We start from the raw sequence: 23,962 nt of genomic DNA, 5'->3' as shown, positions 1-23,962 counted from the left end.
TCTGACTACGTCACTCGTCGACCACCCTGAATCTGCCTGAAACGTGCAGCATCGGCCGGGACGGTCCCCGTTGCGATTTCCCGGCTCAAGCGGCCGACCTGAAACACTCGGAACCGTAATCAGCCGGGCTCATAACCCAGAGGTCGCAGGTTCAAATCCTGTCCCCGCAACAAAGAAGAACAGGTCAGAAGCCGTTTCCAAAGAAATTTGGAAGCGGCTTCTGTCATTATCTGATCGCGTTTTCGTGACTGTCCGCGCATCCCCTCGCGCTCGACGAACGTCAGTGCGGATCGACGGCCTCGCCGATCTCACCGAGGAATCGCACGACGACCGCGAGCTCATCGTCGGAGAACCGCGCGGCGACATCACGCATGGCGCCGAGGTGCGCACCGAAGTGCCGGAAGAATTCGCGCCGTGACGCGTCGGTAAGCACGACCACGCGCGCGCGGCCGTCTCGGGGGTGGGGGCGGCGCTCGACGTGCCCCAGAGCGGAGAGCCGGTCGAGCAGCTTCGTGGTCGAGGCCGTGGAGATGCGCAAGTGGCGGGCCACGTCGTGGGGGCTGACCGATTGACCCCGCTGCTCGCGGACGATGAGCATACGCAGCGCACCGAGGTCGCTCGCGTTCATGTCCATGTCGTCTTTCATGCCGCCGTGCATGCGGTCGAGAGCATCGCTGAACGCGCGCACCGACACGAGGGCGCCCGCGACCTGAGAGCGCATATCGGCACGGTTGTCTACCTGTTCGGTCATTGTGGACACTCCTCTCGTACCGCTTGTATGCTCGGATAAGTTCGCTAGTTAAACTAGCAAAAGGAAGGCACCATGAGCGAGACCGAATTCGTCGTGCTCCTGGACGACGATGGTCGCGAGATCGGTGTCGCCCCCAAGAGCACCGTGCACGGCACAGACACCGCCCTGCACCTTGCCTTCTCGTGCCACATCGTGAACAGCGCCGGACAAGTACTCGTCTCACGCCGGGCACTCGACAAGAAGACGTGGCCCGGGGTCTGGACGAACTCGTTCTGCGGGCACCCGCAGCCCGGCGAGCAGATGACCGACGCCGTGCATCGACGCGCGGAGTTCGAGCTCGGCCTCGCGATCGGCGATCTCGAGCTCGTACTGCCGACGTTCCGGTACCGCGCCACCGACGCGTCCGGCATCGTCGAACACGAGATCTGCCCCGTGTACACGGCGTTCGCGTCGGAGGATCCGCTCCCGAACCCCCGCGAAGTCGTCGACACCCGCTGGGTCGACCCCGCGGATCTCGCCGCAGCGCTCGGTGCGACCCCGTGGGCCTTCAGCCCATGGCTCGTCCTTCAGGCCGCGCAGCTCCCCCTCTTCACGAATCCGACAGCATCTTCGCCCGCGGGGCTCGCCCTCGCCTCTGCCCACAGAGAGAGCCCACGCGCCTCGTGATCACGCTCCCCCACGCACCTCTCGCACAGGCCGGCATCGACGCCGCGATCGACGCGAGTCTCCGACGTCTGCGCGAACGCGCCGCCGCGGTGGATCCCACCGTCGACGCCCTCGCGGCGGCGATCGAGCGGGCGACGAACGGCGGCAAGCGCTTTCGGCCCGCCCTCGTCGTCGCCGCCTTCGAGACACTCGGCGGACGCATCGACGACACGCCCGCGCTGTACCCGGTCGCCGCAGCCTTCGAACTCCTCCACACCGCCTTCGTGGTGCACGACGACGTGATCGACCACGACACCCACCGCCGCGGCACGCTCAACATCGCCGGCGAGTTCCGCGCCCGGGGTCGCCTGCGAGGGGCCGACGTCGCCGGCGCCTCCCTGCTCGGCGATGCCGCGGGTATTCTCGCGGGCGACCTGCTGCTCCACGAGGCGACCCGCGTCGTTGCGCTCGCCCCTCTCGACCACGGTGCACGCGCCGACCTCCTGGAGCTCGTCGACGACGCCGTTCTCGTCTCGACCGCCGGAGAGCTCGCCGACGTCGAGAACTCGGTGACCCAGGGGGTGAGCCTCGACCCCGACGCCATCCTGCTGGCAACCGCCAACAAGACCGCGGTGTACTCCTTCTCGGCGCCGCTCGAGGCGGGTGCCGTGCTCGCCGGTGCACCGACCGAGTCGCGCCGGGCACTGCGGCAGTTCGGACAGCAGCTCGGACTCGCCTACCAACTCGTCGACGACCTGATCGGCGCCTTCGGTTCGGCCGCCGTCGCGGGTCGACGCGAGGGCGGCGATCTGCACGAGGCGAAGCAGACACCGCTGATCGCTCTGGCGCGTCAGAGCGAGAACTGGCCCGAGGTGGCAGACGCGCTCTCCGAAGCGCACACCGGACCGGTCGCGATCCGCGTCGCACAGCGCGCCCTCGCCGCGTCGGGCGCCCGCGCGCGGATGGAATCACTGGTCGCCGACACGCTTGACTCCGCTCGCTCGGCGGTCTCCGCTTCGCTCCTCCCCGACGCGACGCGGGCCATGCTGCTCGATCTGGCCGACGCCGTACAGGATCGCGTCCCGTGAGTCACGTCCCCACCGGCCTCGAGCTGTACGACCGCACGGCCGACGATGCGGCGGCCGCCGTCATCGCCCGCTACTCGACCTCGTTCGCTCTCGCCTGCCGTCTCCTCGGTCCGCGGGTGCGGACCCACGTGCGAAACGTCTACGCTCTCGTCCGCGTGGCCGACGAGGTCGTCGACGGCCCGGCCGCCGATGCCGGACTCAGCGTCGATACGCAGCGGGCAGTGCTCGACGGGCTCGAGCGCGACACGATCGCCGCGATCGAGACGGGGTTCAGCGCGAACCTCGTCGTGCACGCGTTCGCGAGATCGGCGCGCGCGAGCGACATCTCGCCCGACCTCATCGAGCCGTTCTTCGCATCGATGCGCACCGATCTCGACACCGCCGCGCACGACGGCGCCTCGCACGCCGAGTACGTCTACGGCTCGGCCGAGGTCGTGGGACTCATGTGCCTGCAGATCTTCGTCAACGCGGATGCTGCGGGGCAGGGCCGACCAGACGATGAACTCGTCGACGGGGCCCGCCGCCTCGGGCGCGCGTTCCAGGACGTGAACTTCCTCCGCGACCTCGACGACGACTCGCGACGCTTGGGGCGCGACTACCTCGCCGGTGCGGGCGCAGAGGCGCGACGCGGCGAGGTGTTGAACGGCATCGACGCCGACCTCGCGGCGGCCGCGGCGGTCATTCCCCGACTGCCCGCCGACTGCCGTCGGGCGGTATGGACGGCGCACGATCTCTTCGCCGAGCTGTCCCGGCGCCTCAGAGCATCTCCTGTCGGGGCCCCGCGCGTCCGTGTTCCCGACACCGCGAAGGCGGCCATCGCCGTCAGAGCATTCCGCAAATCCCGAAAGGCCAGCCGATGACCCGCAAGACCGTGATCGTGGGCGGCGGTATCGCCGGGCTCGCCACAGCGGCCCTTCTCGCCGAAGAAGGGGACGACGTCGTCGTGCTCGAAGCGCGCTCCGAACTCGGCGGCCGCGCCGGTTCGTGGTCGAGCGGGGAGTTCCGTTTCGACACCGGGCCGAGCTGGTACCTCATGCCCGAGGTGTTCGACCACTTCTTCCACCTGCTCGGCACGTCTGCAGCCGAGGAGCTCGACCTCGTTCCGCTCGATCCCGCGTACCGCATCTACAGTGGCGACGCCGCGCCCGTCGACGTGGTCTCGGGCCGCCAGGCCTCGACAGCGCTGTTCGAATCGATCGAGCCCGGTGCCGGTAAGAAGCTCGACGCCTACCTCGACTCGGCGGCGGACGCCTACGAGCTCGCGGTGTCGCGCTTTCTCTACGACCCGTACACGACGACCGAAGGTCTGCGCGATCCCGCCCTCCTGAAGCGGCTCCCCACCCTCGTGCCCCTTCTGGCACGCACCCTCTCGTCACACATCGAGAAGCGATTCTCCGACCTGCGGTTGCGCCAGATCCTCGGCTACCCGGCGGTGTTCCTCGGCGGTTCCCCGTACGACGTGCCGAGCCTGTACCACCTCATGAGCCACCTCGACCTCGACGAAGGTGTGCTCTACCCCCGAGGCGGTTTCGTCGAGGTCATCGCGGCAATCGAACGCCTGGCGCGGGCGCGAGGCGTGCACATCGAGACCGGCGCCGAGGTGTCGCGCATCGTCACCGAAGGCGGCGAGGCAACGGGAGTCGAGCTCGAAGACGGCCGCCTCATCGCGGCCGACCACGTCGTCTCGACCGCCGACCTCCACCACACCGAGACCCACCTCCTGGCCGAGAAGGAGCGCACGTACCCCGAGAAATGGTGGGACAAGCGCACGCCCAGCTTCGGCGCTCTGCTGATCCTGCTCGGCGTCCGCGGCGAGCTCCCCCAGCTGGCACACCACACGCTGGTGTTCACCGAAGACTGGCGGGCGAACTTCGAGGCGATCTTCGGCTCGGACACCCACATCCCCGACCCCGCCTCGCTGTACGTCTGCCGACCGAGCGCCACCGACACGGGCGTCGCGCCCGAGGGCTTCGAGAACCTCTTCGTTCTCGTACCCGTTCCGGCCGATCCCTCGCTCGGACACGGGGGCGTAGACGGTGAGGGCGATGCGCTGATCGAAGCCGCCGCCGACCAGGTCATCGCCCAGATCGCTGGAACCTGCGGCATCCCCGATCTTGCCGAGCGCATCGTCGTGCGCCGCACCATCTCGCCCGGTGATTTCGAAACAGACCTGCACACGTGGCGCGGCAACGCCCTCGGGCTCGCACACACGCTCGGGCAGAGCGCGATGTTCCGTCCCCGCAACGCCTCACGACGCGTCGAGGGCCTGTCGTACGCCGGCGGATCGTCGCTGCCCGGGATCGGCCTGCCGATGTGCCTGATCTCGGCGGAACTCGTCGTCAAGCGTCTTCGCGGCGATTCCACGCCAGGACCCCTGTCCGAGCCCGCCCGCTCGGTGGTGTGACCACGTGCCAGGGCTGTACCTCCTCGCGATACTGCTCTCCTTCGCCGGTATCGCCGCGCTCGACGCGCGCTGGCGGCTCGTCGCGCACGCGGCTCCCGTGCGGACCCTGGTCGCGGTAGCGCTGGGCACAGCCTTCTTCGTGGCGTGGGACCTCGCGGGGATCGCGACGGGCGTCTTCGTCAAGGGTGACAGCCCGATCTTCGTGGGGATCATGCTCGCCCCCCATCTCCCGCTCGAAGAACCGGTCTTCCTCGCATTCCTCTGCTATCTCGCTCTGGTGGCGTGGGCCGGGGCGGAGCGGATGCTGCAACGGCGCGCTCGACGCGCGGAGGCGGCGTGACCTATCCCCTGTTGATCCTCCCGTTCGTCGCGCTGACCGTGATCGTCACCCTGGCCAGCGCTGTGCGGCCTCGCTTCGCCCCGCGACTCGCGGCATCCGCCCTGGGGGCCGCCGTTCTCGTCGTCCTGACCGCGGTTTTCGACAACGTGATGATCGCCCTCGACCTCTTCACCTACCCGCCCGAGCACCTCAGCGGGCTGCGCATCGGACTCGCACCGATCGAAGACTTCTCCTACCCGGTGTGCGCGGCGTTCCTCGTCCCTTCCGTCTTCGCGCTCCTCACCCGTAAGGTGCCCGCGTGAACTCCCCCGCCCTCACCCCCGCGCGTGTCGTCCGCGAACTCTTCGTCTCGTCGCGCCCGGTCAGCTGGATCAACACCGCCTTCCCGTTCGCCGCGGCCTACCTCCTCACCGCACGCGAGGTGAACGTCACCGTCGTCGTCGGCACGCTGTTCTTCCTCGTGCCCTACAACCTCGCGATGTACGGCATCAATGACGTGTTCGACTACGAGTCCGACCTTCGTAACCCCCGCAAAGGCGGTACGCACGGCGCGGTGCTCGAACGGCGGATGCACCCGATCACGCTGTGGGCGGCCGCGCTGGCGTGCGTTCCGTTCGTCGTCTACCTCGTGGTGGCCGGCTCACCCCTGTCGTGGCTCGTCCTGGCGCTGAGTCTCTTCTTCGTCGTCTTCTACTCGGCGCCGCCCCTGCGGCTCAAAGAAGTACCGTTCGCCGATTCGGTCACCAGCAGCATCCACTTCTTCTCGCCCGCGGTCTACGGCCTCGTGCTCGCCGGAGCGACGTGGACGTGGCAGCTCACGGCGATCATCATCGCGTTCGCCCTCTGGGGCGTGGCCTCGCACGCGTTCGGCGCGGTGCAAGACGTCGTCGCCGATCGGGCGGCGAGCATCTCGTCGATAGCCACCTCGCGCGGCGCGCGATGGACCGTTCGGTTCGCGATCGGATGCTACGCAGCATCCGGTCTCGTCATGCTCGCCTCCGCCTGGCCCGGGCCTCTGGGTGCGATCCTCGTGCTGCCCTACCTCGCCGTGGTGTGGCCGTTCCGCTCGGTGACAGACGCCACCGCCGAAACCGCTACGCGAGGATGGCGCCGCTTTCTCTGGGTCAACCAGATCGCGGGCTTCGGTGCGACCCTGCTGCTCATCTGGTGGGCCCTGCTGCGCGCATAGCGCGGACCGCCCAACCGAGTCGCTGGGCCTGTCGGCGCGGTCAACGGGCCCTTCGACAGCCTCAGGGACCGCTGCCTGGGGACGCAGAATGCCCGCGCCCCGGCGGACGCAGAATGCTCGCGGCCCCCGCGGACGCAGATCGCCCCGCCTCGGACGCTGAGGTTGTCGAAGCGTCCGGGCGGGGCGATCTTGCGGTACTAGCCCTGGTCGCCGAGCTCGATCAGACGTTCGACGGCGGCCTGGAGGCGCTCGTCGGCCTCGCCGAACGCGACGAGGTCTCCGCCGCGGAGTGCAGCATCCTTGTCGAGGATGGCCTGCTGTGCCTCCTGCAACGCCGTCTGGTAGTCCGAGGCGGGCTCTGACGGCGTGGTGGGCGTCGGAGTCGGGCTGGTCGGGTCACCCGGTGTCGGGGTCGGCGTCGGAGTGTCGGGATCGGTCGGCGTCACTTCTTCGTCGCCCGTGTCGGCGCCGGAGTCTCCGCCGAACAGCACGTCGAGCGCTTCGCTCAGGGTGTCTTCGAACGCGATCTGATCGCCGAAGGCCACGAGCACGCGACGCAACTGGGGCAACTGCGTGCCCTCCGACGACTGGACGAAGACCGGCTGCACGTACAGCAGACCGCCGCCGACCGGGAGGGTCAGCAGGTTGCCGCTCAGCACCTCGGATTGACCCTGCGACAGGATGTTGATCTGCGACGAGACCGCGGTGTCGGAGTTGAACGTGTTCTGCACCTGCCCGGGCCCGGGCACGGTCGTGGCCGAGTCGATCTCGAGAAGTCGGAGCTTCCCGTAATCCTCGGACTTCACACCGGCCTCGTTACCCGCGTTCGCGTCGACGCCCAGGTAACCGGTCAGAACGTTTCGCGCGTTGCCCTCCGACGCGGGGATGAACGTGGAGAACATCGAGAACGTCGGCTCATCCTGGCCCGGCATCTGCATCGTCAGGTAGTAGGGCGGCTGGAAGCGCAGCTCGTTCTGGGGGTCGTCGGGGGTCGCCCACCGGTTGTCCTGCTGGTAGAACGATCCGGCGTCGTCGACGTGGTAGACGCCGAGCTTCTCGCGCTGCACCTTGAACAGATCGGTCGGGTACCGCACGTGGCTCATGAGGTCGGCCGACATCTCGGAGATGGGCTCGACCGTCGAGGGGTAGACCTTCTGCCAGGCCTGCAGCAGCGGATCCTCTTCGTCCCACGCGTAGAGCGTGACGCTGCCGTCGTACGCGTCGACGGTCGCCTTGACCGAGTTGCGGATGTAGTTGATGTCGTCGAGGGCGAAACGCGGTGCGGTGTTGTTCGTGTCCGCGATGGCGGCCGACAGGCTGACACCGCTGGAGTAGGGGTAGCTCGCGCTCGTCGTGTACGCGTCGACGACCCACTTGATCCGCCCATCGACGACCGTGGGGTAGGGGTCGCTGTCGAGGGTCAGGTAGGGCGCCACCTTGGCGACGCGCACCTTCGGGTCGCGGTCGTAGAGGATCTGCGAATCTTCGTTGACCGAATCGGAGAACAGGATCTGCTCCGACTGGAACTTGAGCGCGTAGATCAGGCGGCTGAAGACGCTGCCGACGCTGGGGCCGCCATCGCCGTCGAACGTCGTGCGCGTGACGTTGCCGCTCTCGGTGCCGATCGGGTAGTCGAGTTCGATGGGGTCGGTGCTCTCGGGAGCGCCGACGATCGAGTATTCGGGTGACTTCTCACCGAAGTAGACGCGGGGCTGGAAGTCTTCTTCGTCGCTCAGGAAGCCCGTCGCCGGGATTCCCTGCTCGAGGAAGACCGGGTCTCCGTCGGTGGTTCGTTCGTTGCCCGCCGCTGCGACCATGCCGTAGCCGTGGGTGTAGACGGTGGTGGTGTTCTGCCACGACGCGGCGTCGCCGAGCTGGGTCATGTCGAGCTCGCGCACGCCGACCACGGTGTCTTGCGACTGGCCGTCGATCTCGTACCGGTCGACGTCGAGGACGCCCGGGAACTGGTAGTACGCGCGGTACTGCTCGAGCTGGCGAACGGTCGGGCCGATGATGGCCGGATCCATGATGCGGATCTGCGCGGTGGTCGCGGCGTCCTCACGCAACTGTCCCGCCTCGGCCGTCGTCTCGGTCGTGAAGTTCTGCTTCTCGAGCCCGTCGATCCCGTAGGCCTGCTTGGTCATGTCGATGTTGCGCTGGTAGTACTGGCTCTCGAGCGCGAGCTGGTTCGGTCGCACCTGCACGGTGTTGATGACCCACGGCACGGCCACCCCGATGACGACCGCCGAGACGACGAGGAGCGCCGTCGCGATGAGCGGGAACCGCCAGCGGCCGATGACGGCGGTGACGAAGAAGAGCAGGGCGACGAGCACCGCGATGATGGCGAGGATCGTCTGGCCGGGGATGACCACCTGAGTGCCGACGTAACCCGGACCCGTGATGCGGTCGTTCGGTTCGATCAGGCTGCGGTACCGGTCGAGCCAGAGGCTCCCGGCCTGGACGAGCAGGTACAGACCGGCGAGGACAGCGAGCTGGATGCGTGCGGCCTTCGAGATGCGCAGTTCGCGCTGGCCGACCCGCACGGAGCCGTAGAGGTAGGACACCACCGCGGTCACGAGCAGGCACACGAGGATGATCGCCGAGGCGAAACCGAGCGCCGCAGCATAGAACGGCATGCCGAAGAGGTAGAAGCCGGTGTCGAGACCGAACTGCGGGTCGGTGACGGTCGTGGCGACACCGTTGAACCACAGCCACGTGGTCTCCCACTGCGACGAGGCGGCGAACCCCGCGAAGAACCCGAAGAAGACCGGGATTCCCCACATCGCCAGGCGCCGAAGAGGTTCGACGACCTCCTGGTAGCGGTCGAGCTGCGAACTCAACCGCGCGTACACGGGGCGCAGGCGATAGGCGAGCTGGATCGCGACCCAGACCGGGATGGCCATCGCGAGGAATCCGACGACGAACATCACCACTCGCCCGAGCCACTGGGTGGTGAGCACCCCGAGGTAGCCGACCTGGTCGAACCACAGCCAATCGGCGTAGAGGTTCGCAAAGACGAAGAACGCCACGACCAGAGCGGCAATGATCACCAGGGAAATGGCGATGATGCGGCGGGAACGATTCGGCGTGGCCGGAGTCGGCATCGAGGTCGTGGTCACTCCCTCATTCTAGGTGCGCGGTTCTGGGGGAATGCCGTGACGACGGCGTCAGGGGGCGGTGCAGGTGGGAAGAGCGTCGAGGTCGCCGCCGGTGCGGATGGCGTCGAGGGCATCGAGGGCATCGTCGAGGTCGACCACCGAGAAGACCCGCAGGTCATCGGGAACGTGCCCGACGACCTCGTTGCAGTTGGCTTCCGGCGCCAAGAAGTAGTCGGCCCCCGCGTCCCGCGCGCCGTAGAGCTTCTGCCGGATGCCGCCGATCGGTCCCACGACGCCGTCGGCGTCGATGGTCCCCGTTCCTGCCACCTGCTGTGCCCCGTTCAACTCTCCCGGTGTCAGGACGTCGATGATGCCGAGGGCGAACATCATGCCGGCGCTCGGGCCGCCGACGTTGTTCAGCTGCAGGTTCACGTCGAACGGGAAGTCGAAGTCGGCCATGAGCTGCACCCCGACGAGCCAGCGCTGCTCACCGTCGACCTCCGTCTGACGCGGGGTGACCGAGACGGTCTGCTCCTCGCCGGCGCGCTCGATCGTCAGCTCGACCGGCTCACCCTCGCCCGCGGCGATGCGCTCCGAGACCTCTGCGGTCTCAGTCATCGGTTCGCCGTCGACCGCGAGGATCACGTCGCCCGCCTCGAGCACGCCCTCGGCGGCAGACCCCTCCGACACGGCGTACACGGCGGGGTGCGGCTCGACGTCATAGTCCAGCTCTCGGAGCGCCGCGGCCGTGGCCTCCGTCTGCGAATCGACCATCAGCTGCACGCTCTCTTCATTGCGCTGCTCGGTCGTCTGCCCGGCGGGGAAGATCCGGTCGATCGGGATGACCGCTCGAGAGGGGTCGAACCACGCCACCGCCAACTCGAACCACGACGGTGTCCGCTCGCGGTTACCGACGACCTGCACCGTGAGGAGGTCGAGAGCGCCACCGGTGGGATACGTCTCGGCTCCCTCGATCGAGATCAGCGGAACATCGTCGCCGTCGGCGTTCTCGGCCGTGCCGAGCGTGTTGTACACCGGGCCCTTCTGCTGGATGACGTAGGCCGTCGGCAGGAAGCTGATGACGAGAAGTACCAGCAGCGCGATCGACAGCGCCCAGGTGCCCGAGACCACCCGGCGGCTCGGTTGGCTCCTCGGGGCAGGGTCGACCGTCACGTTCTCGTCGAACAGCGTCACTGGGACCTACCTTGCCTGGTCGTTCGCGACCGGCGTACAGGGCGATGGCCGTGCCGGGGAGTGCGATGAATCCGTGCGACTAGCGTAGATCGCACGCGCATCCCCCGGCTGAAAGGCGGCTGAAGTGGCAGACGATGATCGGAACCCCGAAGAGGAGTTCCAGGAGATCTTGCGGCGAATGCTCTCGGGCGAGGGCGGCGCCATCGATCCCGAGCAGCTCTCCCGCCTCTCCGGCGTGCAGATCGACCCGGCGATGATGCAGCAGATGATGTCGCAGTTGCAGGGGGCGTTCGCGAACTCCGACGACGGCATCTCGTGGGACCTCGCGAAGCGTCAGGCGTTGCACATCGCCAATCAGAGCGACCTCGCCGTCACGACCGGCGAGCGTCGCGACCTCGACCAGGCCTTCTCCCTCGCCGCCCTCTGGCTCGGCGAGGCCACGACGATCGCCGATCTGCCGTCGCCCGGGCGCACCATCTCGCGCGGCGCCTGGGTCGAGGCGACTCTTCCGGTCTGGCAGGAACTGGCCGAGCCGGTGGCGACGAGCATCGCCGACGCGCTCACCGCGGCCCTGCGCGAGCAGGCACCCGACGACATGCAGGGGCTGATCGCCGACGCGGGTCGTCTGATGCGCGCCGTCGGCGGTTCGCTCTTCGCGACCCAGCTCGGTCAGGTGGTCGGTCGCCTCGCCACCGAGGTCGTCAGCGGTGGAGACGTCGGCATCCCGGTGATGCCCGCCGGTGACGCGGCGATCCTGCCGCAGAACTTCGCGGACTTCGGCCGCGATCTCGAGATCCCCGAAGACCAGCTCGCGCTGTATCTCGCCACCCGCGAGCTCGCGCACGCGCGCCTGTTCCGCCACGCGAAATGGCTGCGCCTGCACGTCATCGCGCAGGTGCGCGATTTCGCCCAGGGAATCCACGTCGACACCGACGCGCTCGAAGACCTCGCAGCGCGCTTCGATCCGTCCGAGCCCGAAGAGCTCCGCCGCGCGCTCGAGACCGGTGCGCTCCTCCCCGAACGCTCCGAAGCGCAGACGGCCGCGCTCGCCCGACTCGAGAATCTCCTGGCCACCATCGAGGGGTGGGTCGACGTCGTCACCGACGACGCAACGGCACGCCTGCCGTCTGCGAGCAAGATCGCCGAGGCCGTGCGGCGACGCCGCGCCGTCGGCGGCCCCGCCGAAGAGGCGCTCAGCTCGCTCGTCGGTCTCGAACTGCGGCCTCGACGCATGCGGGAGGCCGCGGCGATGTGGCGGGCTGTCACGGATGCGGTGGGAATCGCGGGCCGCGACGCCCTCTGGGATTACCCCGACCTGATCCCCGCCGCCGAGGACATCGACGACCCCGCGGCACTCGTTTCCCGCCTGCAGGCGACAGCGCGCGGCGAGGCGCCCGCACCCGACGCGATGGACGACGCGCTCGCCCAGCTGCTGGCAGAAGAGACCGACCGCACCGACGACGCTCCGGCGACGCCGGGCGACTCGTCGGACACGGACGACGCGGGTACCGACTCACCCGAAGATCCGCGCCCCGTCTGAGACGCGACGGCGCCCGCTCCTCCCCAGGGGGAGCGGGCGTTTCGTTCGTGCGGGGGCTGTGGACAGCTCGACTCGTCGTCGGCGTCGGCGGAGCACAATCGAGCCATGCTCCGCATCGACCCCGCATATCCGCCGCTCTGGCGGAGTGCGACCTGCCTCCAGTTCGGCACCGACGACGCGGCTCGGCTCGACGACCCCGAGCCGTGGGAAGAACGGCTCGTGCACGAGCTGGCCCGGGGTGTGACGCCTGCCGCCGTGCAGGCCTTCCTGCGTTCCCGCGACATCGACGCGGCACGAGCCGACGCATTCTTCGGCGAACTGCAACCGGTTCTGCTCGATGACCCGCCACCGCTCCGGATCGTCGTGCAGACGACAGACGAGATGACCGACCGCGACCTGACCGAGATCGTGACGACGATCGCGCGCCTCGGCTCCGAACCCGAAGTGCGGGTGTGGTCCGGTCGCTCGACGACTCCGGCTCCGCGGGATACCACCGTGATCCTGCTCGCGGCGCACCTCGTCGAGCCTCGTCGGGCGGCGGCGCTCGTGAGCGAAGACATCCGCCACCTCCCGCTCATCCTCGACGGCGCCGGCGCACTGGTCGGTCCGCTCGTCGAGCCGGGACGCACCGCCTGTCTCGCGTGCGGCGACGCTCATGCCAGGGATGCGGATGCGGCGTGGCCGCTCGTCGCGTCGCAACTCATCCGCAGTCGCGCACCTGTCGCCGGTTCCGAGCTCGCCTCGGAGGCGGGGCGCGTCGCGCACCAGTTGATCAGCGAGCCGGCCCGCGGGCCCGTCCGCTCGTCGGTGCGCCTGCGCCTCGACTCGCCCCACCGGCGGTGGCGGCAGCATCCGCCTCACGCAGCGTGCGGTTGCCGATCTCCAGAAGAAATCGCGACGGCGCCCGCTCGGCTCGTCCCGATGATCGAGCCCAACTCAGCGAGAGGGTTCGCGCGGCCCGCGTGATGCCCACGTAGGCCAGGCGGCGCTCCTCGTCGACGGCCTCGAACGTGCTCGCGTACGAGATCGGCAAGAACCCTTCGCTCAGACCCACGAGGTGCACGTGATCCCACTCGAGCCCTTTCGCGGCGTGCAGGGTCGACAGGGTGACCGTTCGCGTGGCGGGCTCGTGCTGGTCTTTCGCGCGGGCGAGCAACTGGTCGGTGAAATCGCGGAGGGTGGTCTCGGCGGGGGCCTCCTCGGCGAGACGCAGCACCGCCGCGCGCGCCTCCCAGGCGTCGCGGAGCGCTCCCCCCGCAGCCGGCGGCTCATCGGTCAACCCGAGTGAGCGCAGCACATCGCGAACCGTCGCGACGAAACCGGTCTCGAGCGGCGCCACCGACGCCGCACGCAGCGCCATCACGGCCTGCCGCACCTCTGACTGGTCGAAGAAGCGTTTTCCGCCGAGCACGGTCGCCGCGACTCCCACCGCAGCGAGAGCCGAGATGACGCCCGCCGACTGCATGTGGGCCCGGTACAGCACAGCGATCGCTCCCGGGTCGACCCCCGACGCGATGGCGGAGGAGATCGACCGGGCCACCCCCGCGGCCTCGGCGGCGTCGTCGTCGAACGCCCGCACGCTCGGCGGGGGCCCATCGGCACCCTCCACCGCGCTGAGGTGCAACGAGCCGGGGCGATCGCGCATCAGCTCGTTGGCTACGGCGAGGATCGGCGCGGACGAACGGTAGTTCGTCTCCAGTCGGACCAGACGGGCATCCTCCCGCCGGCGCGGAAAGTCGAGCAAGAACGTCGCGTCGGCGCCGGTGAACGAATAGATCGTCTGGCTCGCGTCTCCGACGACGCAGAGATCGTGCCGATCGCCGACCCAGAGCTCGAGGAGGTGATGCTGCAGCGGAGAGACGTCCTGAAACTCGTCGACCGTGAAGTGGCGGTACTGCTCGCGCACCGCCGCCGCCACGCGCGGCTCGGCCTCGATCATTCCGGCGCAGGCGAGAAGCACGTCTTCGAAGTCCATCTGACGGCGCTCGTCTTTGAGCTTCTCGTAGGCGCGCTGCAAGTCGATGACACGCTCGAGGCTGAGCCGCCCGATGCCTTCGGGGCGCGCCGCCGCGTAGGCCTCGACCGAGCGCATCGTGACTTTCCGCCATTCGATCTGACCCGCCACGTCGCGGAGGGTCGCCGTATCGAGTCTCATCCCGATGCCGTCGGCGGCGTGGGCGAGCATCTTCACCTTGTTGTCGATGATCGACGGTGCGGAGTCGCCCGCGAGCGTCGGCCAGAAGTAGTTCACCTGTGCCAAAGCGCTGGCGTGGAACGTGCGGGCCGACACCCCCTCGACGCCGAGCGCGCGCAGGCGTCCGCGCATTTCGCCCGCGGCCTTCGCGGTGAACGTCACCGCCATCACCCTGCCCGGCGAATATGCGCCGGTGTCGACGCCGTGGGCGATGCGGTGGGTGATGACGCGGGTCTTTCCGGTGCCGGCGCCCGCGAGCACGCAGAGCGGGCCGCGAAGAACGGATGCTGCTTCCCGCTGCCGCTCGTCGAGCCCGTCGAGAGCGCCCTCGCTCATGCGGATTCTGCCAACCACTCGCTGATCAGCCGGTGGGCGATCGATGCGGGGCCGGGAAGACGCAGCTCACTTCGACCCGCGAGTCCGGCGGCGATCTCGGCGCGAGTGAACCATCGCACGGCCAGGATCTCTTCGCCGTCGGCGCGCGCATCCGCCGGCACCGAGGCGCGGGCGCGGAACCCGAGCATCAGCGACCGGGGGTAGGGCCACCCCTGCGACCCGCGATAGACGACGTCTTCGACCACGACACCCGCTTCTTCGCCCACCTCGCGGGTGACGGCGTCTTCGAGCGACTCACCGGCTTCGGCGAAGCCCGCGAAGCACGAGTAACGGTTGTCGTCCCACAGCGCGTTCGAACCGAGCAGCAGAAGGTCGGGGTCATCCGAGCGCGTCACCGCCACGATCACGGCGGGGTCGGTTCGGGGGAAATGCTGACGCCCGCACGACGGGCAGCGCCGCGACCAGCCGGCATCGCGCTCGATGGTGCGCGCGCCGCATGCAGGACAGAAGGGCGCGTCGACCAACCAGCGCGCCAGTGCCACGGCGGTCACGAAGATCGACGCCTCGCCCGCGGGCAGGGCGCCCGCGACGGAGCGCAGCGCCCCCCACGTGCCCGGTATCGCAACGGGAGCGTCTCGGGCGGAGTCGAACGCCGCGAGCAAGACGGCCGAACCGTCGGCGGCGCGTCCGAGGAACGCCCATTCGGCGTCCTCCGGGACGACGCCGACTCCGACGAGGTCGAGACGCCCGTCCGACGTCAGCGGGGCGGCGTCGCCATGCACGACGAGGACCCTCGACGAGGGGTCGACGCGCAGCGTCGGGAGGAGCGCAGCATCCGTTCGCTCTTCGGCTCGACGGTCGACGACGAGGTCGTTCGGAACCGAAGCGGGTGGCGTGACTGGCGCCGTCATCGATGACCTCTTTCAAGGGCGTGGCGCGGGGAAACGGAGGCGAGCCCGGCCTACCCTGGGCCCATGGCACGCTCCCCTCTCACTCTAGCCGCGTCGATCACGGCCGCCCTGCCCGGGGCAGGAGTCGTCGGAGTCGCCGAGCTCACCGAGAACGGCGCCGGCCGGTTCGACACCGCCGTAGCCCGCCTCGACGACGGGCGCGAGGTCGTCGTCCGCACCCCCGCCGACGACGACTCCGCCGCCGAACTCGCGGCCGAATCCCGCGCCCTGCATGCTCTGACCCCCGGCGTCCGCGCCCTTCTTCCCTTTCGCGTCCCCGAGGTGCTCGGCGAGGCCGGCTCGGGCGCAGCGCGGGTTCTCGTCGTCGAACTGCTCGATGGCTACCGCGTCGACCCGGCGCACCTGCCGAAGGGCTCCGGCTTCGCGACGGCGATCGGCGGCGCCCTCGCCGCCGTGCACGCGTTGCCGCCGTCGATCGTCCGCACCGACGGGCTCCCCGTTCAGACTCCCGACCAGATCCGCGACGAAGTCACGCGGCTCCTCGACCGCGCCGAGGCCACGCGACGCGTTCCCGGCGTGCTGATCGAGCGCTGGCGCCGCGCCGTGGAGGTTGACGACCTCTGGCGTTTCGAGGCGGCCGTGGTGCTGGGCGGCGCGACATCCGCGTCGTTCCTGATGTCCGAGGACGACACCGCCACCGTCACGGGTCTGCTCGACTGGGGCGGCCTCAGCGTCGGCGACCCCGCGACCGATCTGCGCTGGCTGGCTTCGGCGCCGACGGCCGCCGAAGACGTGTACGCGGGGTACGTCGCCGACGCTTCGCGCGCCCCCGACGGTCTGCTGCGCGAACGCGCCCGCATGTACGCCGAGCTCGAGTTCGTCAAGTGGCTCGTCCACGGCCATGACAACGGCCGCCCCGAGGTGGTCGCGGATGCGGTGGCACTTCTCGAGGCCCTCTCGGACGGCGTGGCGGGCGACGACATCGTTCCCGAGGCGCGTCCCGACGTCGACGCCGCTCTGGCGTACGCGCATTTGATCCCCGCCTCCTCGGCGAAGCCCGTCGACACGTCGATGCAGACCGACGCGTACGACCCTCAGATGGTCTCGCTCTTCCTCTCGGCCGAGCGCGACCGCCAGTCCGCGGCCTCTGCGCCCGACTTCGGCCTCGCCGGACTCCGCGAGCCCGAAGAGCAGGCCACCGCGCCTATCGACATGGCCGGGTGGGAGTCGCTCGGCGGCGACAGCTCCGCCCCCGGCACACCCGGCGACGAAGCGCCCGCTGCCGAAAGGTCGGTGACCGATACCCCGGCGGACGCGACACCGAAGAGCGCTCCGTCGGCCGACTCGATCGATGACGAAGACCTGCGTGATGAAGCACAGCGGGCCACGCGTGCCGCACTGCGCCGGTGGGGCGCGACCGGCGGCGACGACACCCGCGTCGGTCAGGGCGTCTGAGCTCTCGGCCGAGCGGCATCGCGGGCACGCTGCCATCGCGTGGCGAGTTCGTTCTCGGTCCAGACCCGGTCTGACCGGATGACGAGGTCATCTGCCACGTAGTAGAGCGTCACGTCGATCTCGGCCAGCGGGATGCCGTGCTTCTTGTGGTAGGCCAGCCGGTACAGCGCGAGCTGCAGCATCCGCTCGTCTCGTTCGGCTGCCGTCGTCGGGGCGCGTCCGGTCTTCCAGTCGACGATCTCGATGCGCCCGCCGCGATCGTCACGGCGGAAGACGGCGTCGAGTTTGCAGATCATCACGTGCTGCTCGCCGTCGTCGGTCGACAACGTGAAGTCGATCTCGCTCTCTACCTCGAGGGGAGCAAGCGTCGCCCACTCCGACTGTTCGAAAACCGCTTTCAGGCGCGCGAGGTCGACCGCGTCCGAGACGGATGCTTCGGAGGCATCGTCGTCGTCGACCTCCCAGAGGGCGTCGTCGACCGATCCGGCGCTCCCCGCTCGACCCGACCTCTGCTCGACCCAGGAGTGGAAGAGGGTTCCGAGTCGCGTCTGTCGGAAGGGCCGCTCGGGAAGGGGCCGAGTGACCGCGGAGACCGTGCCGCGGTAGTCGGTGACGTAGTCCTTGAACCGGGAAGCGGGGATCCGCGCCGGGGGTCGCACGGGCACGCCGCGACGACGCCGTTCGAGTTCGGCGAGGAGTCGTACGAGCGTCTCGTCGGGCACGGGGTCGAGGTCTGCGGCACGGGTGACCTCGTCGACGGCCGACATGACGACGTCGCGTCGTCCGCCGAGCGGATCGAGCGGCCACGTCACGATGCGACCGCCTTTGTCGAGATAGGGGTTCTCTTCGGGCGCGGGTTCTTCGATCGGCGGTGCCCCCAGCGCCTCGAGCATCTCGACGAGGTATCGACTCGGCACGCGGGGCTCTTTCTGACCGGCCCAGTGCGAGCCGGTGAGGAGCAGTTCGGATTTCGCCCTCGTCACGGCGACGTACGCCAGGCGCCGTTCCTCGCGTTCCTGATGGGCGCGGTCGGTGGCGCGGAACTCCTCGATGGCGTCGGGAAGATCGGCATCATCGCCGTCCAACGCCCAGTCCAACCGCGGCAGCGCGTCGCGATCGCCCCGGAGCGGGTAGGGCAGCACCCCGAACCCCAGCCACCCGTTGACGGTCCGCGGTGCTTTCGGCAGCTCTTTGTCGACCAGCCGCACGACGGCGACGGCGTCCCACTCGAGGCCCTTCGACCCGTGGATGGTGAGCAACTGCACGACTCCGGGCTCGGGAGGCTCGGGGCGCGGCATGAGTTCGTCGGTCTCTTCGGCGTGGGCGAGCCATGCCAGGAGGCTTCCTACCGAGCCCCGGTCATCGGCGAGGAGGAAGGCGCGCACCTCGTCGAGGAACGTCCGCAGCCGCGCGGTCGAGACGCGGGCAGGCCCCCGCGCCTCGTTCGCAGCGAGCTCGATGTCGAGCCGGAGTTCGAGCTCGATCAGCCGGATCAGGTCGGGGATGGGCTGCCCGACCGCCCGGCGCAGCCTGTCGAACATCTCGGCCGCATCGCGCAGGCGCGTGCGCCCCTCGACCGAGATCCCGCGCAAGAAGCCGTGATCGTCGGTGGTGCGACGGATGAACTCGAGCGCGTCGATGATCGACAGCTGTTCGTCGGCGCCCGCCGAGGCCCTGACGCGCGCCGCGAGCTCGGGGGCGAGCGGGTCGAGCGCCGCGTCGCGACGCGACAGCGTATCGGCGAGAGCGTGGAGTCCGGCGAGATCGGCGACGCCGACGGCGAAGCGCGGCCCGGCGAGGAGTCGGATGAGCGACGAGCCCTGCGCCGGGTCGTGCACGACGCGCAACGCCGCCACGACATCGACGACCTCGGGGGTCGAGAGGAGACCACCCAGGCCCAGGATGCGGTTGGGGACGCCCGCGGCGTCGAGCGCATCCGCGAAGAGCTGCATGTGGCGCTTGGTGCGGAAGAGCACCGCCCCCGAATGCGCCCGCGACGCGCCGGATGCTGCGTGGGCGGCGCGCACCTCGACGAACCACGCAGCCACCTCGCGGGCTTCGTCTTCGGCGGACGGCGCGAAGATGCGCGTCACCCGTCCGCTCGCCGCGCCCGGTCGAGGCGACAGCGTCTCGACGTCGGCGCCCCGGGCGGCATCGAGCAGGGCGTTCGCGGCCGTGAGGATCGCGACGTCGTTGCGCCAGCTGATCATGAGCTGAAAGTGGTCGCACTCCCCCGTCGACGAGAACGCCCGCGGGAAGGCGGTGAGATTGTCGGCCGAGGCCCCGCGCCATCCGTAGATGGACTGGTGCGGGTCACCCACCGCCATCACGGCGGTGTCTCGGAAGATCGCGGCGAGGAGGCGTGTCTGCAGCACCGAGGTGTCTTGGTACTCGTCGAGCAGCACCACCCGGTACTGCGCACGCAGAGCGTCGCCGACCTCGGGGGCCTGCTCGATGATGGTGAGGGCATCGGCGACCTGATCGGCGAAATCGAGCGTGTCGTCGACCCGCTTGCGACGCGCGTATTCGCGCACGAGCTCGGCCAGGACGGGGAGACCTGTCATGCTGCGACGCGCTTTGTCGACCTTGTCCTGGTCGCCCTTCAGGCGGCAGGTCACCGATGACAGGCGTGCGTCCCACGACCGCGCGAAGTCGATGAGCCCATCGAGGTCGACGCGGTTGTCGAGCACGTCTCCGGAGAGGCGATGGACGGCATCGACGACGGTGGAGAACGCCTCTTCGCGCTCAGCGAGGCGCTCGTCGTCGGAGCCGATGACGACCCGTCGCGCGAGCAGCCACGACCCCGACTGACTCAACAGGGCCGAGTCGGGATCGCGGCCGATGCGCGCGCCGTGCTCGCGGACGAGGGCGTCGGCGAAGGCGTTGTACGTCGCGACCCTCGGGCGGAAGACGAGGTCTTCGCCGTCGACGGCGCGCGGCGCGCGGTCGGGGACGATCTGATCGGCCAGACGGTCGAGCAGCGCGCCGAAGGCGGCGTCGCGCACCCGGGGCGGTGCGTCGGCATGCGCCTCCCAGAACGCGGGAATGGGGCCCCCGTCGACGAGGGCATCGAGGTGCGGCAACAGGTCGCGCCGGGAGTACTCCCGCACGGTCGCCAGCCGACGACCGATCCGCTCGGCGAGTTCGCCCGCCGCCTTCCGGGTGAACGTGAGCCCGAGCACCTCGTCGGGGGCGACGTGCCCGTTGGCGACGAGCCAGACGACGCGGCCCGCCATCGTCTCGGTCTTGCCGCTTCCCGCACCCGCGACCACGAGCGCCGGTCGCGGCGGTGCTTCGATCACGGCGCGCTGATCGTCGGTCGGCGGAGGCAGCCCGAGCGCCCGGGCGATCGTCTCTGCGGAGATGGTCACGACGACGACACCGCCTTGATCGTGTGCAGGGCGCACACGCCGAACCGCGAGGTCGCGCAGTGCGCGTCGACGGGTGCATCGAACCGATCGGAGGCCATGAGCCGCGCTGTGTCGACGATGTCGGTCAAGAATGCCGTACGATCGGCGCCCTCCATGGGAGCCTGGCGCGCGAGCCGGTAATGCGGTTCTTTCGACGTGGTCTTGGACAGCACGATCAGGCGCGCCCCGGCATTCGTCCCGGGATGGGCGCCCGGAACGAGGCCCTCGAGAAGCGCCAGCTGGTAGGCCGCGAGCTGCGGGTCGTCCGCCACCTTCTCGTCGCTGACGCGCGCCTCCGACCGGCCGGTCTTGAGGTCGACGATAAGCACGCTCTCCGAGGACTCGACACCCGGGGGCACCTTCTCGCCTCGACCGGCCCGGTAGACCTCGACACGGTCGATCGACCCGGTGAGCATCGCGAAACGGCCCACCGGAGGCGGAGCGTCGGGGTCGATCGCGACCACGCGGGGCGCCTCGCCCGCGGCATCGCCGTCGAGGTCGTCGAGCGAGACGGCGAGCCGGAATCGTGCTTCGGCGCCGATCGTGCGCCCACCCTCGGCGTGGAACCGACGCAGGTACGCGTGCAGACGGTCGGCGAGCAGGTGCGCCCAGGCGTGCTCCTTGCGCGACAGCCACGCGGCTTCGAAGTCGAGCTCGCCCCACCGGTCGTCGACGATCCGCTTGAGCTCTGACAGGTCGCCCGAGGGCACCTCCTCCATGGCGGCGTGCAGAATGACCCCGGCACCGGCCGACCACGACTGCGTCTCACCTCCGAGCGCACGCACCGCCCAGTCCACCTGGCAGTCGGCGAAGGTCGACATCTTCGACGGCGACACCGGGACGGGGGCGCGGTCGGGGTCGCGGAGCGGCCCGTCGGACGAGGGCGCCGCCACCCCGAACCACTGGTCGGGGTGTGCGCCCGGCACGCCCTCGCGTCCGAGCACGACGAGCTGGGCTGCGGCGTGCGCGCGAGCCGTCTCGGAGGCCGACGCCGTGAGGGTGCGGCGGTGCTGCGAGACGAGACCGCGAAGTGTGAGCGGATGCCCGGCCTCGACCTCGTCGACCACGAGCGGATCGGGCTCGGGAAGGAGCTCGAACAGCGGACTGGGGCCCAGATCATCGTCGTCGACGGCACTCACGACCAGGCGGTGGCCTGCCCTCGAGATCGCTCGCGCGAACAGGCGCAGCTCGTCGTGCAGGGCGGCGCGGCGGCGGTCGATGACCGCGGGAGTGGTCGGGGCGTCGCCGCCCGCTCGCCAGGCTGCGACCTCGTCGCCCAGACGCCACGCATCGAGAATGCCGCCGCGCAGACGGAGGTTGGGCCAGACGCCGTCTTGCACACCCGCGACGACGACCGCGTCGAACTCGGTCCCGAGCGCCGTCGCCGGGGTGAGCACCGTCACCGTCTCGGCCCGGTCGGGTGAGGCCAGAATGTCTTCGGGTACGTCGCTGTCGAGGATCCGCCGGATGAACACGGCCGTCTGCGCGTCGGGGTCGCGCTCGAGAAACCGCTTCGCCGCGTCGAACAGCGCCACCAGGGCATCGAGCGCGTGCCCCGTCTCGGCCGCGAGTCCGCCGCCGCCCACGGCCAGGTCGTGCCAGGCACGGGCGAGCGGACGCCCCGCGCCATCGCGCGCCCGGTCCCAGGCGAGCCAGAGCAGCTCGTGCACCGTCGCGCCCTTCTCGGCCTCGGCGGCGAGACGCGCCAGCGTCGTGGCGACCCGCTCGGCGGCGCGACCCTCGGGTGAGTCGATCAGCGCGAGTTCGAGGGGATGCGCGAGAGCGTCGGCGAGGAGGTGCCGCGCCGGCCGCGTGCCCCCTTCGGCGAGCTCGGCGTGCCGCAGGCGGCCGCGGAGGCGCCGAAGACCCACAGCGTCGAGCCCGCCGAAAGGCGAGAGCAGCACCGCCGCGACGGCGTCGGGATCGCGCGCGTCGGGATCGATCAGGGCCAGACTGACGAGTTCGAGCAGATCGCGCACCACCTGTTCGCGCCCGAGGGGGCGCTGCACCCCCGCCGCGCGCGTCGGAACCTCGCGAGCCGCGAGCTCGGTCTCGAGCGTCGCGACCTGGCGCGTGTCGTGAGCGATGACGGCGATCCGCGACCACGGCACGTCGTCGAGCACGTGCCACTCGCGCACGGTGCGGGCGATCGCGTCGATCTCTTCGAACGGCGACCCCGCGACGATCGCGCGCACCGACGTGTCGTCGGCGTCGAGTTCACCGGGCGGCCGCCGATGGTCGATGCGTCCGGCGGCACCGATCGACGACGTGACGACGCGCGTCAGGCGCGTGAGGGCTGCCCCCGCGCGGTGCGGGGCGTCGAGCACGTACGCCGTGCCGAGAACCGCGCACAGCTCGGAGAACAACGCGGGGCTCGCCCCCCGGAACGCGCCCGAGGCGATGTCGGGGTCACCGAACGCGATGACGGCGACACCCCGTGCGCGGAGCGCCGCGACCACGTCGAGCCCGCCGCGCGTCAGCTCTTGACCGTCGTCGATGAGCACGGCCCGCAGCCGCCCGGCCGTTCCCAGTAGTCGTTCGCCCTCCGCGCCCGACGGTGTGCGGTGCAGCACCGCCGACGCCTCGCGCAAGAGGTCGGAAGCATCCCGCGCCCGCGTGTTCATCTGATCGACGGCGTCTCGGTACTCGCGGATGAAGGATGCCGCGGCAGCCCACCCCGCTTCGCCGCGAGCTGCGGCGAGACGGCCGAGATCGACGGCGTCGAGATCGAGCTCGGTGCACGCTGCGATGAACTGTCGCAGTTCGCCGCGGAACTCGCGTGATCCGCGCACCTCGGGGCCGATCGTGGCAGGCCACGCCACGGCGGCCCCGCCTGCCGCATGATCGTCGATGTCGCCGGCCAAGAGGTCGGCGAGGATGCGGTCGTGGTCGCTCGCGGCGAGAAGCTGGGGCGGTTCTTCGCCCGCGCGCACCTCGGCCGCGCGCACGACCTGGTAGGCGAACGACGCCATCGAGCGGGCGAGAGCCCCGGAAGAAGCCCGGCCGACGACGATGGCGAGCCGGTCGCGGAGCGCCGTCGCCGTCTGTCGCGACGGCGTCAGAACGAGTACCTCGTCGATCGCGACCCCGGCATCGACGAGCCCGCGGAGCCGCGCGACGAGAGCCGTGGTCTTTCCGGTTCCCGGCGCGCCGATGACGACGCCCGATGCCTCGATCGGCAGCTGCACCACGGTCCGCTGGACGTCGTCGAGAGCCGGGCTCCGGGTGAGACTGTGCGCCGCAGCATCCGACATCCCCATGCCCATCACGCTAACCGCACCCGCCGACACCGATCGCCGACACCGGGTCGATCGGCGTTCGCCGAGAGCGTGCGCCGAGCGGCCGGGCGGGTCGGCGCCCTGTCGTAGAGTTTTCCTGCGCCCGGGCAACCCTGGGCCGGAAAGGGC

Annotated in this window: 16 protein-coding genes; 9 read left to right on the top strand and 7 right to left on the bottom strand. The window is 70.0% G+C overall.

Annotation, left to right across the window (positions count from 1 at the left end; translation table 11 throughout):
• Nucleotides 1-280: 280 nt before the first annotated feature.
• A complete protein-coding gene (locus tag ACFXQA_RS08465; protein WP_394519380.1) occupies nucleotides 281-751 on the bottom strand; it encodes a MarR family winged helix-turn-helix transcriptional regulator in 471 nt (156 codons plus the stop codon).
• Nucleotides 752-823: 72 nt separating this feature from the next.
• Here ACFXQA_RS08465 and idi point away from each other — a divergent pair, with 72 nt between their 5' ends.
• From idi to ACFXQA_RS08430, 7 genes are read left to right on the top strand one after another with little or no spacing between them, the layout of a single operon-like run.
• The gene (idi, locus tag ACFXQA_RS08460; protein WP_394519379.1) at nucleotides 824-1,417 is read left to right on the top strand and encodes an isopentenyl-diphosphate Delta-isomerase; all 594 of its coding nucleotides are present in this window, start codon (nucleotides 824-826) and stop codon (nucleotides 1,415-1,417) included.
• Nucleotides 1,414-2,484, top strand: a complete 1,071-nt coding sequence (locus ACFXQA_RS08455; protein WP_394519378.1) for a polyprenyl synthetase family protein — start codon at nucleotides 1,414-1,416, stop codon at nucleotides 2,482-2,484. The genes idi and ACFXQA_RS08455 overlap by 4 nt, the downstream gene beginning before the upstream one ends.
• Entirely contained in the window at nucleotides 2,481-3,344 is an 864-nt protein-coding gene (locus ACFXQA_RS08450; protein ID WP_394519377.1) for a phytoene/squalene synthase family protein, read from the top strand. The genes ACFXQA_RS08455 and ACFXQA_RS08450 overlap by 4 nt, the downstream gene beginning before the upstream one ends.
• Nucleotides 3,341-4,888: a phytoene desaturase family protein gene (gene crtI / locus ACFXQA_RS08445; RefSeq protein ID WP_394519376.1), complete on the top strand. Its 1,548-nt coding sequence runs from the start codon at nucleotides 3,341-3,343 to the stop codon at nucleotides 4,886-4,888. Before ACFXQA_RS08450 ends, crtI begins: the two co-directional genes overlap by 4 nt.
• A gap of 4 nt (nucleotides 4,889-4,892) precedes the next feature.
• Nucleotides 4,893-5,228, top strand: coding sequence for a lycopene cyclase domain-containing protein (locus tag ACFXQA_RS08440; RefSeq protein WP_394519375.1), 336 nt, complete (start codon nucleotides 4,893-4,895; stop codon nucleotides 5,226-5,228).
• A complete protein-coding gene (locus ACFXQA_RS08435) occupies nucleotides 5,225-5,530 on the top strand; it encodes a lycopene cyclase domain-containing protein (RefSeq protein ID WP_394519374.1) in 306 nt (101 codons plus the stop codon). The genes ACFXQA_RS08440 and ACFXQA_RS08435 overlap by 4 nt, the downstream gene beginning before the upstream one ends.
• A complete protein-coding gene (locus tag ACFXQA_RS08430) occupies nucleotides 5,527-6,417 on the top strand; it encodes a prenyltransferase (RefSeq protein ID WP_394519373.1) in 891 nt (296 codons plus the stop codon). The genes ACFXQA_RS08435 and ACFXQA_RS08430 overlap by 4 nt, the downstream gene beginning before the upstream one ends.
• Before the next feature lie 197 nt (nucleotides 6,418-6,614).
• Here ACFXQA_RS08430 and ACFXQA_RS08425 read toward each other — a convergent pair whose 3' ends face one another.
• Both ACFXQA_RS08425 and ACFXQA_RS08420 read right to left on the bottom strand, forming a co-directional pair.
• On the bottom strand, nucleotides 6,615-9,536 hold the full coding sequence (locus ACFXQA_RS08425) for a UPF0182 family membrane protein (RefSeq protein WP_394519372.1): 2,922 nt from the start codon (nucleotides 9,534-9,536) through the stop codon (nucleotides 6,615-6,617).
• Between the two features lie 48 nt (nucleotides 9,537-9,584).
• Nucleotides 9,585-10,709 carry a YlbL family protein gene (locus ACFXQA_RS08420; protein WP_394519371.1) on the bottom strand — a complete coding sequence of 375 codons (1,125 nt, stop codon included), beginning with the start codon at nucleotides 10,707-10,709 and terminating at the stop codon, nucleotides 9,585-9,587.
• A gap of 124 nt (nucleotides 10,710-10,833) precedes the next feature.
• Between ACFXQA_RS08420 and ACFXQA_RS08415 the strand changes: the two genes are divergently transcribed.
• Nucleotides 10,834-12,249 carry a zinc-dependent metalloprotease gene (locus tag ACFXQA_RS08415; RefSeq protein WP_394519370.1) on the top strand — a complete coding sequence of 472 codons (1,416 nt, stop codon included), beginning with the start codon at nucleotides 10,834-10,836 and terminating at the stop codon, nucleotides 12,247-12,249.
• A gap of 772 nt (nucleotides 12,250-13,021) precedes the next feature.
• On the opposite strand, the gene ACFXQA_RS08410 is transcribed toward ACFXQA_RS08415, so the two are convergent.
• Together ACFXQA_RS08410 and nudC are read right to left on the bottom strand one after the other, a co-directional pair.
• Nucleotides 13,022-14,779, bottom strand: coding sequence for an ATP-dependent helicase (locus ACFXQA_RS08410; protein ID WP_394519369.1), 1,758 nt, complete (start codon nucleotides 14,777-14,779; stop codon nucleotides 13,022-13,024).
• On the bottom strand, nucleotides 14,776-15,690 hold the full coding sequence (nudC, locus tag ACFXQA_RS08405) for an NAD(+) diphosphatase (protein ID WP_394519368.1): 915 nt from the start codon (nucleotides 15,688-15,690) through the stop codon (nucleotides 14,776-14,778). Before nudC ends, ACFXQA_RS08410 begins: the two co-directional genes overlap by 4 nt.
• 63 nt (nucleotides 15,691-15,753) lie before the next feature.
• On the opposite strand from nudC, the gene ACFXQA_RS08400 reads away from it, so the two are divergent.
• Nucleotides 15,754-17,145: a phosphotransferase gene (locus ACFXQA_RS08400; protein WP_394519367.1), complete on the top strand. Its 1,392-nt coding sequence runs from the start codon at nucleotides 15,754-15,756 to the stop codon at nucleotides 17,143-17,145.
• Here ACFXQA_RS08400 and ACFXQA_RS08395 read toward each other — a convergent pair.
• Nucleotides 17,133-20,516: an ATP-dependent helicase gene (locus ACFXQA_RS08395; protein ID WP_394519366.1), complete on the bottom strand. Its 3,384-nt coding sequence runs from the start codon at nucleotides 20,514-20,516 to the stop codon at nucleotides 17,133-17,135. The genes ACFXQA_RS08400 and ACFXQA_RS08395 overlap by 13 nt on opposite strands.
• Complete coding sequence (locus ACFXQA_RS08390) at nucleotides 20,513-23,815, bottom strand: ATP-dependent helicase (RefSeq protein WP_394519365.1); 3,303 nt, start codon at nucleotides 23,813-23,815, stop codon at nucleotides 20,513-20,515. Before ACFXQA_RS08390 ends, ACFXQA_RS08395 begins: the two co-directional genes overlap by 4 nt.
• Between the last annotated feature and the right edge of the window lie 147 nt (nucleotides 23,816-23,962).

Origin of the sequence: Microbacterium shimangi (assembly GCF_043556445.1) — a bacterium.
Taxonomy (GTDB): Bacteria; Actinomycetota; Actinomycetes; order Actinomycetales; family Microbacteriaceae; genus Microbacterium.
This window is presented reverse-complemented; position numbering and strand designations above follow the sequence as displayed.